The organism is Citrobacter sp. On2M, from assembly GCF_018035235.1.
Lineage (GTDB): Bacteria > Pseudomonadota > Gammaproteobacteria > Enterobacterales > Enterobacteriaceae > Citrobacter > Citrobacter meridianamericanus.
On record NZ_WPCV01000002.1, the window covers coordinates 736,180 to 756,586 of the forward strand.

The 20,407-nt window shown below is 52.7% G+C and carries 22 protein-coding genes; 15 read left to right on the forward strand and 7 right to left on the reverse strand.

The genetic code is table 11. The features are described from left to right. The first annotated feature begins 287 nt into the window (after positions 1-287). The 4 genes from On2M_RS05610 (at position 288) to On2M_RS05625 (ending at position 4,711) form a co-directional block, all read left to right on the forward strand. Positions 288-1,718 (forward strand): 6-phospho-beta-glucosidase, encoded by a 1,431-nt coding sequence (locus On2M_RS05610; protein WP_187253543.1) that lies wholly within the window; start codon positions 288-290, stop codon positions 1,716-1,718. A gap of 183 nt (positions 1,719-1,901) precedes the next feature. After that, complete coding sequence (upp, locus tag On2M_RS05615) at positions 1,902-2,528, forward strand: uracil phosphoribosyltransferase (RefSeq protein WP_003037929.1); 627 nt, start codon at positions 1,902-1,904, stop codon at positions 2,526-2,528. Between the two features lie 96 nt (positions 2,529-2,624). Beyond that, positions 2,625-3,914, forward strand: a complete 1,290-nt coding sequence (gene uraA / locus On2M_RS05620) for a uracil permease (protein ID WP_003037932.1) — start codon at positions 2,625-2,627, stop codon at positions 3,912-3,914. A 95-nt stretch (positions 3,915-4,009) separates the two neighbouring features. Beyond that, entirely contained in the window at positions 4,010-4,711 is a 702-nt protein-coding gene (locus On2M_RS05625) for a DnaA inactivator Hda (protein WP_211924219.1), read from the forward strand. Between the two features lie 34 nt (positions 4,712-4,745). On the opposite strand, the gene arsC is transcribed toward On2M_RS05625, so the two are convergent. After that, the gene (arsC, locus tag On2M_RS05630; protein ID WP_151224079.1) at positions 4,746-5,105 is read right to left on the reverse strand and encodes an arsenate reductase (glutaredoxin); all 360 of its coding nucleotides are present in this window, start codon (positions 5,103-5,105) and stop codon (positions 4,746-4,748) included. Between the two features lie 12 nt (positions 5,106-5,117). After that, positions 5,118-6,581, reverse strand: a complete 1,464-nt coding sequence (gene bepA / locus On2M_RS05635) for a beta-barrel assembly-enhancing protease (protein ID WP_187253542.1) — start codon at positions 6,579-6,581, stop codon at positions 5,118-5,120. Positions 6,582-6,807: 226 nt separating this feature from the next. Here bepA and On2M_RS05640 point away from each other — a divergent pair, with 226 nt between their 5' ends. From On2M_RS05640 to iadA, 4 genes are all read left to right on the forward strand, one after another. Then, positions 6,808-7,872: an AI-2E family transporter gene (locus On2M_RS05640; protein WP_151217644.1), complete on the forward strand. Its 1,065-nt coding sequence runs from the start codon at positions 6,808-6,810 to the stop codon at positions 7,870-7,872. Positions 7,873-8,038: 166 nt separating this feature from the next. After that, positions 8,039-8,698, forward strand: coding sequence for a nucleoside recognition domain-containing protein (locus On2M_RS05645; protein ID WP_151217643.1), 660 nt, complete (start codon positions 8,039-8,041; stop codon positions 8,696-8,698). 1 nt (position 8,699) lies between these two features. After that, entirely contained in the window at positions 8,700-9,161 is a 462-nt protein-coding gene (locus tag On2M_RS05650) for a YjiG family protein (protein WP_003037948.1), read from the forward strand. Positions 9,162-9,172: 11 nt separating this feature from the next. After that, positions 9,173-10,336: a beta-aspartyl-peptidase gene (iadA, locus tag On2M_RS05655; RefSeq protein WP_210904485.1), complete on the forward strand. Its 1,164-nt coding sequence runs from the start codon at positions 9,173-9,175 to the stop codon at positions 10,334-10,336. 90 nt (positions 10,337-10,426) lie between these two features. Here iadA and bcp read toward each other — a convergent pair whose 3' ends face one another. After that, the gene (gene bcp, locus On2M_RS05660) at positions 10,427-10,897 is read right to left on the reverse strand and encodes a thioredoxin-dependent thiol peroxidase (RefSeq protein WP_151217641.1); all 471 of its coding nucleotides are present in this window, start codon (positions 10,895-10,897) and stop codon (positions 10,427-10,429) included. Then, entirely contained in the window at positions 10,897-11,469 is a 573-nt protein-coding gene (locus tag On2M_RS05665) for a glycine cleavage system transcriptional repressor (RefSeq protein WP_043017165.1), read from the reverse strand. The genes bcp and On2M_RS05665 overlap by 1 nt, the downstream gene beginning before the upstream one ends. Positions 11,470-11,614: 145 nt before the next feature. Between On2M_RS05665 and dapA the strand changes: the two genes are divergently transcribed. The 6 genes from dapA to ypfH all read left to right on the forward strand — a co-directional run bounded on the left by dapA (position 11,615) and on the right by ypfH (position 18,168). Then, positions 11,615-12,493, forward strand: a complete 879-nt coding sequence (dapA, locus tag On2M_RS05670) for a 4-hydroxy-tetrahydrodipicolinate synthase (RefSeq protein ID WP_006683510.1) — start codon at positions 11,615-11,617, stop codon at positions 12,491-12,493. Positions 12,494-12,509: 16 nt separating this feature from the next. Further along, positions 12,510-13,544: an outer membrane protein assembly factor BamC gene (bamC, locus tag On2M_RS05675; RefSeq protein ID WP_151217639.1), complete on the forward strand. Its 1,035-nt coding sequence runs from the start codon at positions 12,510-12,512 to the stop codon at positions 13,542-13,544. A 111-nt stretch (positions 13,545-13,655) separates the two neighbouring features. Continuing rightward, positions 13,656-14,369 (forward strand): phosphoribosylaminoimidazolesuccinocarboxamide synthase, encoded by a 714-nt coding sequence (gene purC, locus On2M_RS05680; protein WP_003835086.1) that lies wholly within the window; start codon positions 13,656-13,658, stop codon positions 14,367-14,369. Between the two features lie 129 nt (positions 14,370-14,498). Next, positions 14,499-15,365, forward strand: coding sequence for a neutral zinc metallopeptidase (locus On2M_RS05685; protein WP_005121887.1), 867 nt, complete (start codon positions 14,499-14,501; stop codon positions 15,363-15,365). Positions 15,366-15,380: 15 nt separating this feature from the next. Further along, entirely contained in the window at positions 15,381-17,396 is a 2,016-nt protein-coding gene (locus On2M_RS05690) for a GNAT family N-acetyltransferase (protein WP_210904486.1), read from the forward strand. Positions 17,397-17,469: 73 nt separating this feature from the next. Beyond that, complete coding sequence (ypfH, locus tag On2M_RS05695) at positions 17,470-18,168, forward strand: esterase (protein ID WP_187258616.1); 699 nt, start codon at positions 17,470-17,472, stop codon at positions 18,166-18,168. 47 nt (positions 18,169-18,215) lie between these two features. Here the strand turns inward: ypfH and On2M_RS05700 are convergent, their stop codons facing one another. The 3 genes from On2M_RS05700 to On2M_RS05710 are packed head-to-tail and all read right to left on the reverse strand — an operon-like array spanning position 18,216 to position 19,931. Continuing rightward, on the reverse strand, positions 18,216-18,416 hold the full coding sequence (locus On2M_RS05700; RefSeq protein ID WP_003037974.1) for a membrane protein: 201 nt from the start codon (positions 18,414-18,416) through the stop codon (positions 18,216-18,218). Between the two features lie 27 nt (positions 18,417-18,443). Continuing rightward, a complete protein-coding gene (gene dapE / locus On2M_RS05705; protein WP_005121892.1) occupies positions 18,444-19,571 on the reverse strand; it encodes a succinyl-diaminopimelate desuccinylase in 1,128 nt (375 codons plus the stop codon). Between the two features lie 3 nt (positions 19,572-19,574). Continuing rightward, positions 19,575-19,931, reverse strand: a complete 357-nt coding sequence (locus On2M_RS05710) for an ArsC family reductase (protein WP_210904487.1) — start codon at positions 19,929-19,931, stop codon at positions 19,575-19,577. A gap of 387 nt (positions 19,932-20,318) precedes the next feature. Between On2M_RS05710 and ypfM the strand changes: the two genes are divergently transcribed. After that, positions 20,319-20,378 carry a protein YpfM gene (ypfM, locus tag On2M_RS05715; RefSeq protein ID WP_001386977.1) on the forward strand — a complete coding sequence of 20 codons (60 nt, stop codon included), beginning with the start codon at positions 20,319-20,321 and terminating at the stop codon, positions 20,376-20,378. Positions 20,379-20,407 lie beyond the last annotated feature (29 nt).

A 20,407-nucleotide genomic window follows, 5' to 3' on the forward strand; every position in this document is an offset into this window, starting at 1 on the left:
ATCTATTTGTTTGAACTGCGCCACGAAAATGAAACCGGGTACAGTCTTGTGCTTGAAACCTGCCAGCCGAATGCACAGTATCGTACTGAAACCGGTTTCTGTTTTCTGTTACGAACCTCATTTATACCCTAAATAATTCGAGTTGCAGGAAGGCGGCGACGCAGCGAATCTCCAGGAGCGTACATAAGTACGTAACTGGAGTGAGCGAGAAAAGCCAACGCACATGCAGCTTGAAGTATGACGGGTATAGAGCGTTTTGCGCAGACTCATCACGATAGGGGAAGGGGATGTCAGGATTTAAAGCAGATTTCATGTGGGGTGGCGCTGTCGCTGCTCATCAACTGGAAGGTGGCTGGCAGGAGGGCGGTAAAGGAATTAGCGTTGCCGATGTCATGACGGCGGGGGCGCATGGTGTGGCGCGTGAAATTACTGACGGTGTCATTGCCGGTAAAAATTACCCTAACCACGATGCCATCGATTTTTATCATCGCTATAAAGACGACATAAAGCTGTTTGCCGAAATGGGGTTTAAATGTTTTCGTACTTCTATTGCCTGGACGCGGATTTTTCCCTTAGGCGACGAAGCGCAACCCAACGAAGCTGGCCTGCAGTTCTATGATGATCTGTTCGACGAATGTCTGAAATATGGCATTGAGCCGGTGATTACGTTGTCGCACTTCGAGATGCCCTACTATCTGGTGACGGAATATGGCGGCTGGCGCAACCGTAAGCTGATCGACTTTTTTGTCCGTTTTGCCCGGGTGGTTTTCACTCGTTACCAGCACAAAGTGAAGTACTGGATGACGTTTAATGAGATTAACAATCAGGCAAATTATCACGAAGACTTCGCGCCCTTTACTAACTCTGGTCTGAAATACCTGCCCGGTGAAGATCGCGAACCGGTCATGTACCAGGCGGCGCACTATGAGCTGGTAGCGAGCGCGCTGGCAGTAAAGGCCGCACGTGAGATAAATCCGGCGCTGCAAATTGGTTGCATGATTGCGATGTGCCCAATTTATCCGCTGACCTGTGCGCCGAATGACATGATGATGGCGATGAACGCCATGCACCGCCGCTACTGGTTCACTGACGTACACGTGCGCGGCAAGTATCCGCAGCATCTGATGAACTATTTCGAACGCCGTGGCTTTTTACTTGATATCACCGAGGAAGATCGCCAGGTACTGACTGAAGGCTGCGTTGATTACATTGGCTTTAGTTATTATATGTCTTTCGCGACGCAGGCTACGGCAGATAATCCACAGCTGGATTACGATGAGTCGAAAAGCCTGGTTTCTAACCCGTACGTGCAGAAGTCGGACTGGGGCTGGCAGATTGATCCGGTCGGTTTGCGCTATTCCCTGAACTGGTTCTGGGATCACTATCAACTGCCGCTGTTTATTGTAGAAAACGGCTTTGGTGCGATTGACGTGCAGCAGGCCGACGGCTCGGTGGATGATTCCTATCGTATTGACTATATGGCCGCGCATATCCGCGAAATGAAAAAAGCGGTGGTGGAAGATGGCGTGGATCTGATGGGCTATACCCCGTGGGGCTGTATTGATTTAGTCTCGGCCGGGACGGGGGAGATGAAAAAACGCTACGGTTTTATCTATGTTGATAAAAATAATGACGGGAGTGGGACATTAGCACGCTCGCCGAAGAAATCTTTTTCCTGGTATCGAAACGTCATCCAGAGCAACGCTGAAAATATTTAAAATTCATAGTGTTGACAATAAGCCCCGACCTCAAAGCGGGGCTTGTTTTATACTCATCATCCGGACGCAAACGATTTTGGTTGATCCATATCAAGCGTATGCAGTGTTGCGCCAGAGACGAAAAGCGGTATAATCCGGCGATTTTTTTTGTGGTTGCCACTCGTCTGAGGAAAGGAGAAGAGTATGAAGATCGTGGAAGTCAAACACCCACTCGTCAAACACAAGCTGGGACTGATGCGTGAAAACGACATCAGCACTAAACGCTTTCGTGAACTCGCCTCGGAAGTTGGCAGCCTGCTGACTTATGAAGCAACCGCTGGTCTGGAAACCGAAAAGGTGACCATTGAAGGCTGGAATGGTCCGGTTGAAGTTGACCAAATCAAAGGTAAAAAAATCACCGTTGTGCCAATCCTGCGTGCGGGCCTGGGCATGATGGAAGGCGTACTAGAAAACGTTCCAAGCGCGCGTATCAGCGTGGTAGGTATGTACCGCAATGAAGAGACGCTGGAGCCGGTTCCATACTTCCAGAAGCTGGTTTCTAACATTGATGAGCGTATGGCGCTGATCGTTGACCCGATGCTGGCAACCGGCGGTTCGGTTATCGCTACCATCGACCTGCTGAAAAAAGCAGGCTGCAGCAGCATTAAAGTACTGGTACTGGTTGCCGCGCCGGAAGGTATCGCGGCGCTGGAAAAAGCGCACCCGGATGTCGAGCTGTACACCGCCTCCATCGATCAGGGACTGAACGAGCACGGATACATTATTCCTGGGCTCGGCGATGCCGGCGATAAGATTTTTGGTACCAAGTAAATGAATAAATAAAAAGAAGCCGACTTTAAGAGTCGGCTTTTTTTTGAATAAAACAACCCAATCGCTAATAACAAACAACACTCAGAGGAAAACACTATGACGCGCCGTGCTATCGGGGTGAGTGAAAGACCGCCGCTTTTACAGACAATCCCGCTTAGTTTGCAGCACCTGTTCGCCATGTTTGGCGCAACGGTACTGGTGCCAGTCCTGTTTCATATCAACCCTGCTACCGTTCTGCTGTTTAACGGCATTGGTACGTTACTGTATCTCTTTATTTGTAAAGGTAAAATTCCGGCTTACCTCGGTTCCAGTTTCGCGTTTATTTCCCCGGTTCTGCTGCTGCTGCCGCTAGGGTATGAAGTGGCGCTGGGCGGTTTCATTATGTGTGGCATCCTTTTCTGCCTGGTTTCATTCATTGTTAAGAAAGCCGGTACTGGCTGGCTGGATGTAATGTTCCCGCCTGCGGCTATGGGCGCAATCGTTGCCGTCATCGGTCTGGAGCTGGCAGGGGTCGCTGCGGGCATGGCGGGATTACTGCCTGCTGAAGGACAAGCGCCAGACTCAACAACCATCATCATCTCAATGGTGACGCTGGCGGTGACGGTATTTGGTTCCGTACTGTTCCGTGGCTTTATGGCGATTATCCCAATTTTGATTGGGGTGCTGGCCGGTTACGCGCTCTCCTTCGTGATGGGCGTCGTGGACACCACGCCGATAGCGCAGGCTCACTGGTTTGCTCTGCCAACGTTTTACACACCGCGCTTTGAATGGGTCGCTATTCTGACCATTCTGCCTGCGGCGCTGGTGGTTATTGCTGAACACGTCGGGCACCTGGTGGTAACGGCGAATATCGTAAAAAAAGATTTGATTCGCGATCCAGGCTTGCATCGTTCTATGTTTGCTAACGGCTTGTCGACGGTGATCTCCGGCTTCTTCGGTTCTACGCCGAACACCACGTACGGCGAGAACATCGGCGTTATGGCGATTACCCGCGTTTACAGTACCTGGGTTATTGGTGGCGCGGCGATTTTCGCCATTCTGCTCTCTTGCGTGGGTAAACTGGCTGCGGCGATCCAAATCATTCCACTGCCGGTAATGGGCGGCGTATCTCTGCTGCTGTACGGCGTGATTGGTGCTTCCGGTATTCGCGTGCTAATCGAGTCAAAAGTTGATTACAACAAAGCACAGAACCTGATCCTGACCTCGGTTATTTTGATCATCGGCGTCAGCGGCGCGAAAGTTCACATCGGTGCTGCTGAGCTGAAAGGCATGGCGCTGGCGACTATTGTGGGTGTCTGTCTGAGCCTGATTTTCAAAGTTATCAGCCTGCTGCGTCCGGAAGAAGTGGTGCTTGACGCCAAAGATGCCGACACTGAGCAACAGTAAACCTTTGACCGGGCGGCGACGCTGCCCGGTTCTATCGCGACGCATTTCTGTGTTAAACTCAACGCGATTTTATGAAATCCTGGGTTGAGGTATCTCTGAACACACCGGCACAGCTCTCTTTGCCACTTTATCTGCCTGACGACGAAACTTTCGCAAGTTTCTGGCCGGGGGATAACTCCTCTTTACTGGCTGCACTGCAAAATGTGCTGCGTCAGGAACATAGCGGGTATATTTATCTTTGGTCGCGTGAAGGCGCTGGCCGTAGCCATTTGCTGCATGCAGCCTGTGCGGAACTGTCTGCGCGGGGCGATGCGGTAGGCTATGTGCCGCTTGATAAGCGCACCTGGTTCGTCCCCGAGGTGCTTGACGGTATGGAGCATTTGTCGCTGGTCTGCATCGACAACATCGAATGCGTGGCCGGCGATTCGCTATGGGAAATGGCGATCTTCGATCTCTACAATCGCATCCTGGAGTCGGGGAAAACTCGGCTGCTGATCACCGGTGATCGCCCGCCAAGGCAGCTCAATTTGGGGCTGCCAGATCTCGCTTCGCGCCTGGACTGGGGGCAAATCTATAAGCTACAGCCGCTTTCTGATGAAGATAAACTGCAGGCGTTGCAATTACGCGCCAGGCTACGTGGGTTTGAACTGCCGGAAGATGTGGGACGCTTTCTGCTTAAGCGTCTGGATCGGGAAATGCGTACGCTGTTTATGACGCTGGATCAACTTGATCATGCATCAATCACCGCCCAGCGTAAGCTGACCATTCCGTTCGTAAAAGAGATACTGAAGCTGTAAGCGCCGCAGCCAAAAGACTGCGGCAGGTTTCAGGTTAACCGACGATTTCCAGTACCTGCTCCGGGGGACGTCCAATTCGTGCCTGGCCTTTGGCAACCACAATGGGGCGCTCCATCAGTTTCGGGTTTTCTACCATTGCCTGAATCAGCGCATCTTCACTCAGGTTTTTGTCCGCCAGGTTAAGTGACTTATAGAGATCTTCTTTCTGGCGCATCAGCTCACGCGCGCTGGACATGCCCAGCATCTGCAGAAGTTCACGCAGGGTCGCGGGGTCAGCCGGGGTTTCCAGATATAGCACCACTTCCGGATCCACGCCGTTGGACTTCAGTAATTCCAGTGTTTCACGGCTCTTGGAGCAGCGTGGGTTATGGTAGATTTTAATCGCGTCGGACATTTTTCTTTCCTGTTACATCTTGGTGTACGGTTTAAAGCGTTCTTGCAGCTGGCGTAGCTGGTCGATACGGGCATCGTATCTGGCCTGTTGTTGACTGCCCAGTTTCACCTGGGAACTTGCGCTGCTGAGCATCGAAATCGCCTGATCCAGACGTCCGGCGAGGGCATACCCTTCAGCGCGCGCCGCCAGCTCCTGATCGCGGTTGTTCAGGTTGGCTTCCGTTTGCGCTAACAGATCCCAACCGTTAGGGTCATCCTTATGGTTAAATGTATAGCGATTCAGGATGGTTGCCGCTTCTTTGGCTTGTCCGCCCTGTAGATACGCATTCGCCAGGTTAAGCTGCAGTACCGGGTTGGTTCGCAGGTCACGGGCGTTTTTCAGCCGGTTAATGGCGTCGCTGGTTTTCTTCTGGCCGAGATCGATATCCGTTGCCAGGTCGAGATACCAGGCATTGTTTGCATCCGCCGCCAGCAGCGGTTGCAGCGCTTTACGCGCCTCGTCATATTTGCTGGCTTCCATCGCCTGCAATGCACGCCCATACTGGGCGGCACGTTGTTCACGTACGTTGCCTTTCGACCAGTTACTCAGCAGGTCATCGGTCAACTGGTTACGACCCGAGTTGTACATGCCCAAGGTTCGCGCCTTAGCAAGATAAAAATCTTCCGATGATTGGACGACAACCGGACGCATCTGGTTGGCGCGGTTACGGGCATCCGCCAGACGGCTTTCAGGCAGGGGGTGAGTCAGCAAAATTTCCGGCGGACGCGAAGAGTAACGGGCCTGATCGAGCAGTTTTTCGAGGAACGTTGGCATGGCCTGGGGATCAAAGCCCGAACGTTGCAGTACCTGAATACCGATACGGTCTGCTTCCTGTTCATTTTGTTGCGTAAAGCTAATCATACCCTGACGTGTACCTGCCAGCGTACCGGTCAGCGCAGCCATACCCGCCTGCGGGCTGGCCATCGCCAATAAAATTGAACCTAACGCTCCAACCCACGTTAACGGCGCGCTGCGTTTCTGATCTTCCATTGCACGTGCCAGGTGGCGCTGAGTGACATGGGAGATTTCGTGCGCCATGACCGATGCTAACTGGCTTTCGTTATCGGAATAGCGGAATAGTGCGGAGTGCAGGACAACGTTGCCGCCAAAGAAAGCAAAGGCGTTGATTTCATCGTTGTTAATCAAAAAGAAGGTGAAGGGCGTTTTTACCGAGTCGGCGTGCGAGACCAGACGCATACCCAGAGAATTAATGTATTGGGTCAGCAACGGATCGTTAATTAATGGCGCACTACCGCGCAGCTGGCGTACGTAATAATCGCCCATCTGCATTTCCTGTCCTATGGAAAGCGTACTCCCTGCCGAGGTTCCCATATCAGGCAGGGTGTCCGCGGTGTCTGCAAATGCGGGCGCGACCTGACCGATAGTCAGTGCGGCAATGAGGGTAGCAACCAGGTTTTTTTTCAACTGCCTGAACATAACCTCTGTCCTGTATTCTTTTTTGAGATAGCCATTTGACCAATGCCGTGAAGTATCGTTCACACTCCGCAAGCTTAGGGAGTGTAACTGCGAAACCTGACGATGAACACCCAGGAAAAATGTCTTTTCACTTTGCGTAATCAGCCATAAAAAGCGAAGTCTTTTTTGTGACATTTCGATACAATTCGGGATCGCAATCCCGCTATTGGGTTCATGGAAGGGTTTTATGCTCGAAATGTTGATGCAATGGTATCGTCGCCGCTTTAGCGACCCCGAAGCCATTGCCCTGCTGATTATTCTGGTTGCCGGTTTTGGCATCCTGTTCTTCTTTAGCGGTCTTCTGGCGCCGCTACTGGTCGCCATAGTGCTGGCGTATCTGCTTGAGTGGCCAACGGTGCGGCTGGAGCATATTGGTTGTTCACGACGTTGGGCGACATCGATTGTACTTATTCTGTTTGTCGGTATTTTGCTGCTGATGGCGTTTGTGGTGATGCCCGTTGCGTGGCAGCAGGGGATCTACCTGATCCGCGATATGCCCGGCATGCTCAATAAACTGTCTGATTTTGCCGCTACCTTGCCGCGGCGTTATCCGGCGTTGATGGATGCGGGCATTATTGATGCGATGGCGGAGAATATGCGCTCGCGAATGCTCACCATGGGCGATTCGGTGGTGAAATATTCGCTGGCTTCACTGGTCGGTTTACTAACGCTGGCGGTCTATCTGGTGCTTGTCCCGTTGATGGTGTTCTTCCTGATCAAAGATAAAGGACAAATGCTGAACGCCGTGCGCCGGGTGCTGCCGCGTAATCGCGGGCTGGCGGGGCAGGTGTGGAAAGAGATGAACCAGCAAATCACCAACTATATCCGCGGCAAGGTGTTGGAAATGGTGGTGGTCGGCGTAGCGACCTGGCTCGGCTTCCTGATGTTTGGCCTCAACTATTCGCTGCTGCTGGCGGTGCTGGTCGGATTTTCCGTGCTGATCCCGTATATCGGTGCTTTTGTGGTGACGATTCCGGTGGTCGGTGTGGCGTTGTTCCAGTTCGGGCTTGGTACCGAGTTCTGGAGCTGTTTTGCCGTGTACCTGATTATCCAGGCGCTGGACGGTAATTTGCTGGTGCCGGTGCTGTTCTCTGAAGCGGTAAATTTGCATCCGCTGGTCATTATTCTCTCAGTCGTGATATTCGGCGGCCTGTGGGGCTTTTGGGGCGTATTCTTTGCGATCCCACTGGCGACGTTAATCAAAGCGGTAATGCATGCCTGGCCGGATGGTCAGGCCGTTGACGAACCCTAATCGGCAAGTACCGGCGGCGCAACGTCGCCGGAACTGAACTTGTCTGACCTCTATCCACTCTTTCTGAATAATTTCCTCTGGTGTCGTTTTTCTCCGTGTTTGCCTTTAACTTGACCAACGTGATGTCTTTTCGTCACGCAAGGAATAAGACCAACAGGAGAACAACATGGGTCATAACACACACACGCAGCAAAAAGTGGGATGGGGCGGTTATCTCGCTTTTTTTATTACAATTGTGCTTTTTTCAGGCATGTTTGCGAAAAGTACCGAATGGTGGCGAGTCTTTGACTTCACCATCCTCAATGGCGCGTTTGGGCAGATCAATGCCGCAGGCGATACGGCAGTCTCTTTTCGCGGTGCAGGGGGAATGGGAGCAAAAGATGGCTTCTTATTCGCACTTGAGCTGGCACCTTCCGTCATTCTTTCTCTCGGCATAATCTCCGTTACTGAAGGGCTGGGCGGTTTGCGCGCGGCGCAACAGTTAATGACGCCTGTCCTGCGCCCGTTACTCGGTATTCCTGGTATTTGCTCGCTGGCGCTGATTGCGAATTTGCAAAATACCGATGCTGCGGCAGGGATGACCAAAGAGATGGCGGAAGAGGGAATTATTACTGAACAGGAACGCGCTATTTTTGCCTGCTGGCAAACCAGCGGCAGCGCGTGTATTACCAACTATTTTTCCTCGGGTGCCGCGCTGTTTACCATGGTGACCGTGCCGGTGATTACGCCGCTGGCGGTGATCCTTGTCTTCAAATTTGTGGGAGCGAATCTGCTGCGTCTGTGGATCGCGCAGCTTGAAAATCGCCGTCTGCAGCGGGAGGTCTGAGATGACAACGCAGGTACGTAAAAACGTCATGGATATGTTTATCGATGGTGCACGGCGCGGGTTTACTATTGCAACTACCAGCCTGTTACCAAACGTGGTGATGGCGTTTGTGATTATTCAGGCGTTGAAGGTGACGGGGTTGCTCGAGATTGTCGGGCGGGTGTGCGAACCGGTTATGGCGCTGTGGGGGTTACCGGGGGAATCTGCCACCGTGCTGCTGGCGGCGGTGATGAGTATGGGAGGCGGTGTCGGCGTTTGCGCCAGTCTGGTTGTCGCTGGTACGCTTTCGGGACATGATGCGACTGTATTGCTACCGGCTATCTACCTGATGGGCAATCCGGTGCAAAATGTGGGACGCTGTTTGGGGACTGCGGGGGTCCATCCTCGTTATTATCCACTGATTATTGCGGTATGCGTCATTAATGCGCTGCTCTCTATTTGGGTTATGCAGGTAATTGCCTGACAAGGAAGGTTATGAACTGTTCAATTCTTAATTTGACGTTGTTCCTGCAGGGACATGTGTACGCGCCGGAAGATTTAGGACGCCAGGATATTCTGGTCTCTGGTACTAAAATTGTTGCCATCGCGCCGTCGATTTCTCCTGAAGACTTTCCCGGTTGCAAGTGCATCCATCTTGATGGTGCGATTGTGTGCCCGGGGTTTATTGATCAGCACGTCCACCTGATTGGCGGCGGCGGGGAAGCGGGGCCGCACACGCGTACGCCGGAAGTGCGCTTGTCACGACTGGTGGAAGCTGGCGTCACTTCGGTGGTGGGATTGCTGGGTACCGATGGCATCACCCGTCACCCGGAATCGCTGCTGGCGAAAACCCGCGCGCTGGAGTTAGAAGGTATCAGCGCATGGATGCTGACCGGGGCCTATTCTCTGCCATCGCCGACCATCACCGGCAGTATCGATCGCGACGTGGCGCTGATCGATAAAGTCATTGGCGTGAAATGCGCGGTTTCTGACCATCGTTCCTCCGCCCCGGACACCTCGGCGCTGGCGAACATGGCGGCGCAGTCACGCGTTGGCGGATTGTTAGGGCGCAAGCCGGGGATCAGTGTTTTCCACATGGGTGACAGCCCGCGCATGCTGGAGCCGTTGTACGACATCCTCGAGTGCTGTGATGTTCCGATTACCAAGCTGTTGCCGACACACGTTAACCGTGCGGAACCGTTGTTCCAGGCGGCGTTAGAGTATGCCCGCCAGGGCGGATTTATCGATATTACCAGCAGCATTGATGAGCCTGTCGATCCGGCCATGGCCATTGCCACGGCGCTGTGCCAGAATGTACCGCTGTCACGCATTACCCTGAGTTCGGACGGCAACGGTAGTCAGCCGGAATTTGATGCGTTGGGTAATCTCACCGGCATTGGTGTCGCAGGGTTTGAATCTCTGGCTGAAACGGTGCGTCAGTTAGTGAAGGTGCATGCCGTGCCGCTGGAACAGGCGCTGTGTCCGCTGACGCGTACGGTCGCAGAATTTTTGGGTCTCGAACATAAGGGGCGTCTGGCGGCGGGATGCGATGCAGACATTCTGGTGCTTAACGATGCGCTGGAGGTTAATCACCTGTGGGCGAAGGGAAAAGCCGTGGTCAGAGAGAAGAAAGCCTGCGTAAAAGGGACGTTTGAATAAACGCTTTTTCCGGCCTATGGGGGGGGGGGCGGATCCAGGCCTGATAAGACGCGTAGCGTCGCCATCAGACCTGGATCGGTAAAACGTAAATCAGGCGTTCTCTTTCAGCCAGTTCAGTACCACGTCGTGGTGATTGCTGGTTTTGAAGTCATCGAACACGTGCTCAATTTTGCCTTCGGCATCAATCAGGAAACTGATGCGATGGATGCCATCGTAGGTTTTGCCCATAAATGACTTCTCACCCCAGACGCCGAACTGCTCGCAAACCTGATGATCTTCGTCGGACAGAAGCGTGAAGTTGAGGACTTCTTTTTCCGCAAAACGGGAAAGTTTCTCCGATTTATCGGTGCTGATTCCCAGCACTTCAACGCCTGCTTTTTTTAACTCATCCATGTTATCGCGCAGGCCGCAGGCCTGGACGGTACAGCCGGGTGTCATGGCTTTCGGGTAAAAATAAACCAGAACACGCTGTCCCTGGAAGTCGGTTAAATTTACTTGTTCTCCGTCTTGATCCGGCAAGCTAAATTTCGGTGCGATATCACCGGCTTTCAGTGGGTTCATTACTTAACTCCATCCTGTTCATCATGCTGTGAGTAATTGACGACGTTAATACTGCCTTGCGCATTGAGTTCTGTACAGAGTGCTTTAAAGGCATCTTCAATATTTGCCGCATCATGTGACGCAGGACTATGTGCGGTAATTTGAATAAACAACTGCGCCGCCTTTCCGTTTTCCGCCGGTTGTGTGCGTGACACCAGTTCTGCAATATTCATTTGGTGGCTGTCGAACAGGGCGGTGAAGCGTTCAATTAAATGCGGAGAATCGGGAACATCGACCTGCACCCATACCGTGGCGGGCATTGCCGGACGGGGACGCGCGGTCGTGCGTTTCATCACAATCAGTAAATCCAGCTCTGCGCCTTTCAACGGCAAGGTTGATTCAATCAGGGTGATGGCATTCCAGGTGCCAGACAACAGCATGATAAACGTGAACTCGTCACCCAGCATGGCCAGTCGGCTGTCTTCGATATTACAGCCGCAACTGCTGACATGACGAGTGATGGTGTTCACAATTCCCGGGCGGTCGGCACCCAGCGCAGTAATGACCAGATAGTGTTGCGATGACGAAGTCAAACCTGTTCTTCCTTTGAGCGGTGAGGTAATCATAAGGAAAGCATAAAAAAAACATGCATACAACAATCAGAACGGCTCTGGTCGCTTGCTTTTATTGCCGTACCAAACGTACCATTGAGACACTTGTTTGCACAGAGGATGGCCCATGTTCACGGGAAGTATTGTCGCGCTTGTTACGCCGATGGATGAGAAAGGTAAAGTCTGCCGGTCGAGCCTGAAAAAACTGATTGATTATCATGTCGCCAGCGGCACCTCGGCGATCGTTTCGGTTGGCACCACTGGTGAGTCGGCCACCCTGAGTCATGATGAACATGGCGATGTGGTGATGATGACCCTGGAGCTGGCTGACGGGCGTATTCCGGTCATTGCCGGAACCGGCGCCAATGCGACCGCGGAAGCCATTAGTCTGACGCAGCGTTTCAACGACAGCGGAGTTGTCGGCTGCCTGACGGTGACGCCTTACTACAACCGCCCAACCCAGGAAGGTTTGTTCCAGCATTTCAAAGCCATCGCTGAACATACTGACCTGCCGCAAATTCTGTATAATGTGCCGTCCCGTACCGGCTGCGATATGCTGCCGGAAACCGTAGGTCGTCTGGCGAAAGTAAAAAATATTATCGCTATTAAAGAGGCCACGGGGAACTTAAGTCGCGTTCACCAGATCAAAGAGCTGGTTTCAGACGACTTTATTCTGCTTAGCGGTGATGACGCGACCGGACTGGATTTCATGCAGCTCGGTGGTCATGGCGTGATTTCCGTAACGTCTAACGTTGCGGCGCGCGATATGGCTGAAATGTGCAAACTGGCGGCGGCTGGTCACTTTGCTGAAGCACGGGTGATTAACCAGCGTCTGATGCCGTTACACAACAAACTATTTGTCGAACCCAATCCTATCCCCGTGAAATGGGCATGTAAGGAGTTGGGACTTGTGGCGACCGATACGCTGCGTCTGCCGATGACGCCAATCACGGACAATGCTCGTGAAATCGTCAAAGCGGCGCTTAAGCATGCCGGTTTGCTGTAAAGTTTAGGGAGATTTGATGGCTTACTCAGTACAAAAGTCGCGCCTGGCCAAGGTTGCGGGTGTTTCGCTTGTTATGTTGCTCGCGGCCTGTAGTTCTGACTCGCGTTATAAGCGCCAGGTGAGCGGTGATGAATCCTATCTGGAGGCCACACCGCTTGCTGAGCTTCATGCTCCAGCTGGAATGATTCTGCCGGTGATGTCGGGTGATTATAATATCCCGGTAACCAACGGCAGCGGTGCCGTGGGTAAGGCACTGGATATTCGTCCACCGGCTCAGCCGTTAGCGTTAGTCACCGGTGCTCGCACGCAAATCGCAGGCGATACCTCAACGTTGCTGGTTGAAAATGGTCGTGGTAACACGCTGTGGCCGCAGGTTGTGAGTGTCATTCAGTCTAAAAACTACACAATCGCCAAACGTGATGATGCCAGCCAGACGTTAACCACCGACTGGGTCGACTGGAACCGTCTGGATGAAGACGAGCAGTACCGTGGGCGTTATCAAATCTCGGTTAAACCGCAGGGCTATCAGCAAGCGGTAACGGTGAAACTGATTAACCTTGAGCAGGCGGGCAAACCCGTTGCCGATGCGGCATCAATGCAGCGTTACAGCGCTGAGATGATGAACGTTATCTCTGCTGGTCTGGACAAGAACGCCAACGACGCCGCGAATGCTGCGCAGAACCGCTCTGCAGCCACCATGGATGTTCAGAGCGCCGCCGATGACACCGGTTTACCTATGCTGGTGGTACGCGGACCGTTCAACGTGGTGTGGCAGCGTCTGCCGGCAGCGCTTGAGAAAGTGGGGATGAAAGTGACCGACAGCACCCGTTCTCAGGGCAGCATCGCCGTGACCTACAAACCACTGTCTGATAGCAGCTGGCAGGAGCTGGGCGCAAGCGATCCGGGGTTGGTATCCGGCGACTATAAACTGCAGGTCGGTGATTTAGACAACCGTAGTAGCTTGCAGTTTATCGATCCGAAGGGGCATACCCTGACGCAAAGCCAGAACGACGCGCTGGTCGCAGTCTTCCAGGCAGCGTTCAGTAAGTAAAAATGAAGGGCTGGAGTTATCCAGCCCTTTTTTTCTGATATGATACGCAAACGTGTGCGTCGGCAGAAAAACGCAATATTTATCGTTAATTCACACCCAGGAGTAATAAAGATGCAAAAGCAAGCTGAGTTGTATCGTGGTAAAGCGAAGACCGTATACAGCACGGAAAACCCGGACCTGTTGGTGCTCGAATTCCGCAATGATACGTCAGCAGGGGATGGCGCGCGCATTGAACAGTTTGACCGTAAAGGCATGGTGAACAACAAGTTCAACCATTTCATTATGACTAAACTGCAAGAAGCGGGCATTCCTACCCAGATGGAGCGACTGCTTTCTGATACCGAATGTCTGGTGAAAAAACTGGAGATGGTACCGGTTGAATGTGTGGTACGTAACCGCGCGGCAGGCTCACTGGTTAAGCGTTTAGGCGTTGAGGAAGGTATTGAACTGAATCCACCGCTGTTTGATCTGTTCCTGAAAAACGATGCTATGCACGATCCAATGATTAACGATTCCTATTGCGAAACCTTTGGTTGGGTGAGCAAAGAGAATCTGGCGCGTATGAAAGAGCTGACCTACAAAGCCAACGACGTGCTGAAAAAGATGTTTGATGATGCAGGTCTGATTCTGGTCGACTTCAAACTTGAGTTTGGTTTGTATAAAGGCGAAGTGGTCCTGGGCGATGAATTCTCACCGGACGGTAGCCGTCTGTGGGACAAAGAAACGCTGGATAAAATGGACAAAGATCGCTTCCGCCAGAGCCTTGGCGGCCTGATCGAAGCCTATGAAGCCGTCGCGCATCGTCTGGGTGTGAAGTTAGACTAATCCTCCCCTGAGCCGGCGATCGCTCTCCGGCTCATCAATCCCGCCGATTTTGATTACTGTTTCTTATGGTAATCCTGTTCCGAACCGCCTACGATCATCATCATAATGAATAAAAAAGTTGAGGTGATTATGCGCTGGCAAGGGCGTCGTGAAAGTGACAATGTGGAAGACAGACGAAACAGCTCTGGCGGCGGCCCCTCTATGGGCGGACCAGGTTTTCGTTTACCCAGTGGTAAAGGCGGTATCATCCTGCTGATTGTGGTGCTTGTCGCAGGTTATTATGGCGTGGATCTTACCGGATTAATGACCGGCCAACCTGTATCCCAACAGCAATCATCACACTCCATCAGCCCCAATGATGATGAAGCGGCAAAATTCACCTCGGTGATTCTGGCCACCACGGAAGATACCTGGGGGCAGCAGTTTGAAAAAATGGGGCGGACCTACCAACAGCCAAAGCTGGTCATGTATCGTGGAGCGACGCGGACCGGTTGTGGCGCGGGCCAGTCCGTAATGGGGCCATTTTATTGCCCGGCGGATGGTACGGTGTATATCGACCTCTCATTCTATGACGATATGAAAAACAAGCTGGGCGCCGATGGTGATTTTGCCCAGGGCTATGTTATCGCGCATGAAGTGGGCCACCACGTACAGAAACTGCTGGGTATTGAACCGAAAGTTCGCCAGATGCAGCAGAACGCCTCACAAGCTGAGGTGAACCGTCTTTCCGTACGTATGGAATTGCAGGCGGACTGCTTTGCTGGCGTCTGGGGCCACAGCATGCAGCAGCAGGGCGTGCTGGAGTCCGGCGACCTGGAAGAGGCGCTGAACGCCGCTCAGGCCATTGGCGACGATCGCCTGCAGCAGCAAGGGCAAGGGCGCGTTGTGCCGGACAGCTTTACCCACGGTACTTCCGAACAGCGTTTTACCTGGTTTAAGCGCGGCTTTGACAGCGGCGATCCGGGACAATGTAATACGTTTGGTAAAGGCATTTAAGATACTGGGGCAGGGATGTCTGATAACACAGCGCTGAGCGCGTTAACCGAACAGATGGCTCGTGAGGGGATCCGTCGTCTGCTGATTATCAGTGGCGAGGAAAACTGGTGTCAGGGGCAGGCGTTATCGCTACGCGACATATTACCCGGCGACTGGTTGTGGGTAGGGGCGAATGCCCCTGCTGAACCAAACTGTACGCCACAGGCGCTGCAAACGTTACTGGGGCGTGAGTTTCGTCATGCTGTTTTCGACGCCGGGCAGGGATTTGACGCTGCAGCATTTGCCGCCTTAAGCGGTACGCTGATCGCCGGGAGCTGGCTGGTGTTGCTGACTCCACCGTGGCATACCTGGCACACGCATCCTGATGCGGACTCACTGCGCTGGAGCGACTGCGCAGAACCCGTCCCAACACCGCACTTTATTGAACACCTCAAAAGAGTGATTTCCCGTGACGGACAGGCTCTGCATTGGCAGCAACATCAGCCCGCTTTGCGTCCGCACTTTCCTGCTCGTGTCGACTGGCACGCGGCAACCGGTGAACCACAGCCTGAACAGGCGATGATTTTAACGCACTTGTTGGATATGTCTTCCGGCGTGGTGGCCATCACAGCTGCGCGTGGTCGGGGTAAGTCCGCGCTGGCAGGACAGCTGATATCACGCATAAACGGGACGGCGATCGTTACCGCGCCCGCGAAAGCAGCAACAGACGTGCTGGCGCAATTTGCCGCAGAGCGTTATCGCTTTATGGCACCAGATGCGCTGTTAAGCAGTACAGCACGTGCAGACTGGCTGATCGTGGATGAAGCTGCTGCGATCCCCGCGCCGCTGCTGCAGCAACTGGTGGCGCGTTTTCCCCGAACGCTGTTAACCACTACGGTACAGGGCTACGAGGGGACCGGCAGGGGCTTTTTGCTCAAATTCTGCGCCCGCTTTCCCAATCTGCGACGCTATGAGTTGCAGCAGCCCGTGCGCTGGGCGCAGGGATGCCCCCTGGAGAAAATCGTCAGCGATGCACTGGTGTTTGACGATGATAACTTCACGCATGTTCCATCGGGGGAGTTGCACTACTCGACATTTGAGCAGCAATCATGGCGTTTTCAACCGGCGCTGCCGCTGGCGGTATATCAGCTGCTTTCCGGGGCGCATTATCGTACCTCACCGCTGGACCTGCGACGCATGATGGACGCGCCGGGGCAGCATTTTCTGCAGGCTTCGGCTGCTGATTCGGTGGCGGGAGCCGTCTGGCTGGTCGATGAAGGGGGATTATCCGCAGAATTAAGCCAGGCCGTCTGGGCCGGATATCGCCGACCCAGAGGCAATCTGGTTGCGCAGTCGCTGGCGGCGCACGGTAGTGACCCCTTAGCGGCGACGCTTGTCGGGCGGCGGGTCAGTCGAATCGCGGTTCATCCTGCGCGCCAAAGAGAAGGTATTGGGCAACAGCTGATTATGCAGGCCCGGCACTATTGCTCGCAGTGTGACTATCTGTCCGTCAGTTTTGGTTATACGGCTGAACTATGGGGTTTCTGGCAGCGCTGTGGTTTTGTGCTGGTGCGGATGGGGAACCATCGCGAAGCCAGCAGCGGTTGTTATACCGCCATGGCGTTGCTGCCCATCAGCGAAGCGGGCAGGCGCCTTGCCGGGCGAGAGCATCAGCGTTTGCGTCGGGATGCGGAAATCCTGGCGCAGTGGAACGATGAGCACATCCCGCTTACTCCGCTGAAAGAGACTACGCTTAATGAGGATGACTGGGATGAGCTGGCTGGGTTTGCCTTCGCGCATCGACCACTATTGACATCACTGGGCTGTCTGAGCCGTCTGCTTGAGCACAGCGAGTTACCCCTTCCGGCATTGCGCGGACGTATACAGGCTCAACGCAGCGACACCGAATTATGCCAACAGCTGAAGGTCTCAGGCCGTAAAGCGCTGCTGGTCGTTCAGCGCGCTGAAGCGGCACAGGCCTTAAATCAGCTGGATGCTGAGCGTGCACAGCGGCTACATAATCGCATTATGCAATGGCAATTTTTTCACTAACATCTTCAATTTCCTGGCATGGTCATTGCGGTTAAGCGGCGTAGAATGATTCTCATCAGTTAAGGAGATCGCCATGAAACATGACCATTTTGTTGTTCAAAGTCCCGATAAACCCGCTCAACAGCTATTGCTGCTGTTTCATGGCGTCGGCGATAACCCGGTTGCTATGGGCGAAATTGGTTCCTGGTTTGCGCCGCTGTTTCCGGATGCGCTAATTGTCAGTATTGGCGGGGCAGAGCCTTATGGTACGACTTCCGGACGTCAGTGGTTTTCGGTACAGGGCGTAACGGAAGATAACCGCCAGGCGCGTATTGACGCGATTATGCCGGTATTTATCGAAACTGTTCGTTACTGGCAGAAGCAAAGCGGCGTTTCACCGCAGGCTACCGCGCTGATTGGTTTTTCTCAGGGTTCGATTATGTCGCTTGAGAGCATCAAAGCCGAGCCGGGGCTGGCGTCGCGGGTCATTGCCTTCAATGGTCGCTATGCTACTTTGCCAGAGACGGCAACCACCGCGACGACGGTGCATTTGATTCACGGCGGTGAAGATCGGGTGATTGAGTTATCTCACGCCGTTGCTGCGCAAGAGGCATTAATTGCTGCGGGTGGAGATGTGACACTGGATATCGTCGAAAACCTGGGGCATGCCATTGATGAACACAGCATGCAGTTTGCACTCGATCATCTGCGTTTTACCGTACCGAAGCATTACTTTGATGAAGCGCTGAGCGGCGGTAAGCCTCATGATGATGATGTGATTGAGATGATTTAATCCGTAGGCCGGATGGCGATATGAAGTCTCCTCCGGCCTGTGTTGGTTTATTTTTTCGGTTGATCCTTGTTCGGCCAATCGTCATCGTCGTCCCATTTATCGTTAAAGTCGCGATGCGGGGGAAGCTCCGGCTTGTTGGCGAGATATTTCTTTGGATCGACGCGCTTGAGATCTTTAATCACGTTAAGCAGCACGCCTACCAGAAACACTAACACTAAAATCCACCAATATTTAGCTAGCCAGTCCATGCATTTTTCCTCTTGCGGGAGTACTCATCAGGCGACGAGTTGCTCCATGATACGTTGATACATACGGGCAAGCAGTTGCAGGTCGGCGGCATTAACACATTCATTTATTTTATGAATAGTGGCGTTGACCGGCCCAAGTTCGACTACCTGTGCCCCCATGCGGGCAATAAAGCGCCCGTCGGACGTCCCGCCTGTAGTCAGTAACTGCGGTTTAATCTCATTATAGTGCTCAATAGCGTTCACTACTGCATCCACCAGTTTACCGCGTTCGGTCAGGAACGGCTGACCGGAAAGCCACCAGTCGACGGTATAACGCAGCTGATGTTTTTCCAGCAGCGCGTGAACCCGTGCTTTAATCATTTCATCGGTCAGTTCTGTGCTGAAACGGAAGTTGAACTGAATAAACAGTTCGCCGGGGATAACGTTGTTGCTGCCGGTACCTGCCTGAATATTGGCAATCTGCATGCTGGTCGCCGGGAAAAATTCGTTCCCCTGGTCCCACTCAATCGCCACCAGTTCGTTGAGCATTGGTGCTGCGCGGTGTACCGGGTTATCGGCCAGATGAGGGTAGGCTACGTGGCCTTGCACGCCGTGAATGGTCAGGTTGCAGGTCAGTGAACCACGACGTCCATTCTTCACCACGTCGCCAACGATTTCCGTGCTGGACGGTTCGCCGACCAGGCAATAATCCAGTCGTTCGTTACGTGCCATTAGCGCTTCAACCACCTTCACGGTGCCGTTTTTGGCGCTGGCTTCTTCGTCTGAAGTTATCAAAAATGCCAGACGACCCTGATGGTTTGGATGCTGGGCGACAAAACGCTCTGCGGCCACGACCATTGCCGCCAGTGAGCCTTTCATATCGGCAGCGCCACGCCCGAATAACATGCCATCGCGAATGGTCGGCTCGAACGGCGGATTGATCCAGCGATCGACATCGCCGGCAGGCACTACGTCAGTATGACCGGCAAACGCCAGGGTTTCACCTGTACCGCGCCATGCCCAAAAATTCTGTGTGTCACCAAAATCCATACGCTCAACGGTAAAACCTACCGCGCGCAGACGTTCAATCATTAACGCCTGGCACCCGGCATCATCCGGGCTCAGAGAAGGACGGCGAATAAGCTGCTGTGTCAGCTCAATAACCGGGCACGACATAGATTACACCTCATTAAAAAACAGAGTATAACTGGATTCACTGAAACCAAGCAGCATAGGCTTACCCGGCGCGCAGAGCAATGGGCGTTTGATAATTGCTGGCATTTCAATCATCAACGCGGCGGCGGAAGCCGCATCGGTGATTTGACTGCGAGTGGATTCATCCAGTTTACGCCAGGTCGTGCCACGCGTATTGAGCAGTGCCTCCCAACCTAACTCGCTGATAAAAGTGTGTAATAGCGCGTTGTCCAGACCATCGACGCGATAATCATGAAAGCGGTAGTCGACCTCATTTTCTTCCAGCCAGCGTCTGGTTTTTTTAATTGTGTCGCAATTCTTAATACCGTAGAGGGTGATCATTTGAATCCTTATTAACTAATTTTGAATATCTATTCTTGTGCTGATGAATGCAGATAATACATATTGTCATTCAGGCGTTATAGAAAAATATAACATTGTTGAGCAATGGTTAATAATAATTCCTGAAAGTTCCAATAATCTGTACTGAACCACAATTCAGAATTTATCTGTTTGCATCAGTCTGTTTTTCCATCAGAATTGGCAAAGTAGTAGATAGTGTATGAATATTTCAAAATATTGCATTAAGTCACATAAAATTTATGGGTATGGCGCATAGTGAATACATAACCCCAAACACGGGAGGATGTAATCACAACCATCGGTTAAATGATCTTCTTTTGATGATGATGTTTTTGTAGAATGCTCATAATAATAAGAGAGGTTGTTATGATTGAACGTGAACTGGGGAACTGGAAAGACTTTATCGAAGTGATGCTTCGTAAATAATTTTCTGGAAGAAATTCATATCCTGCAAG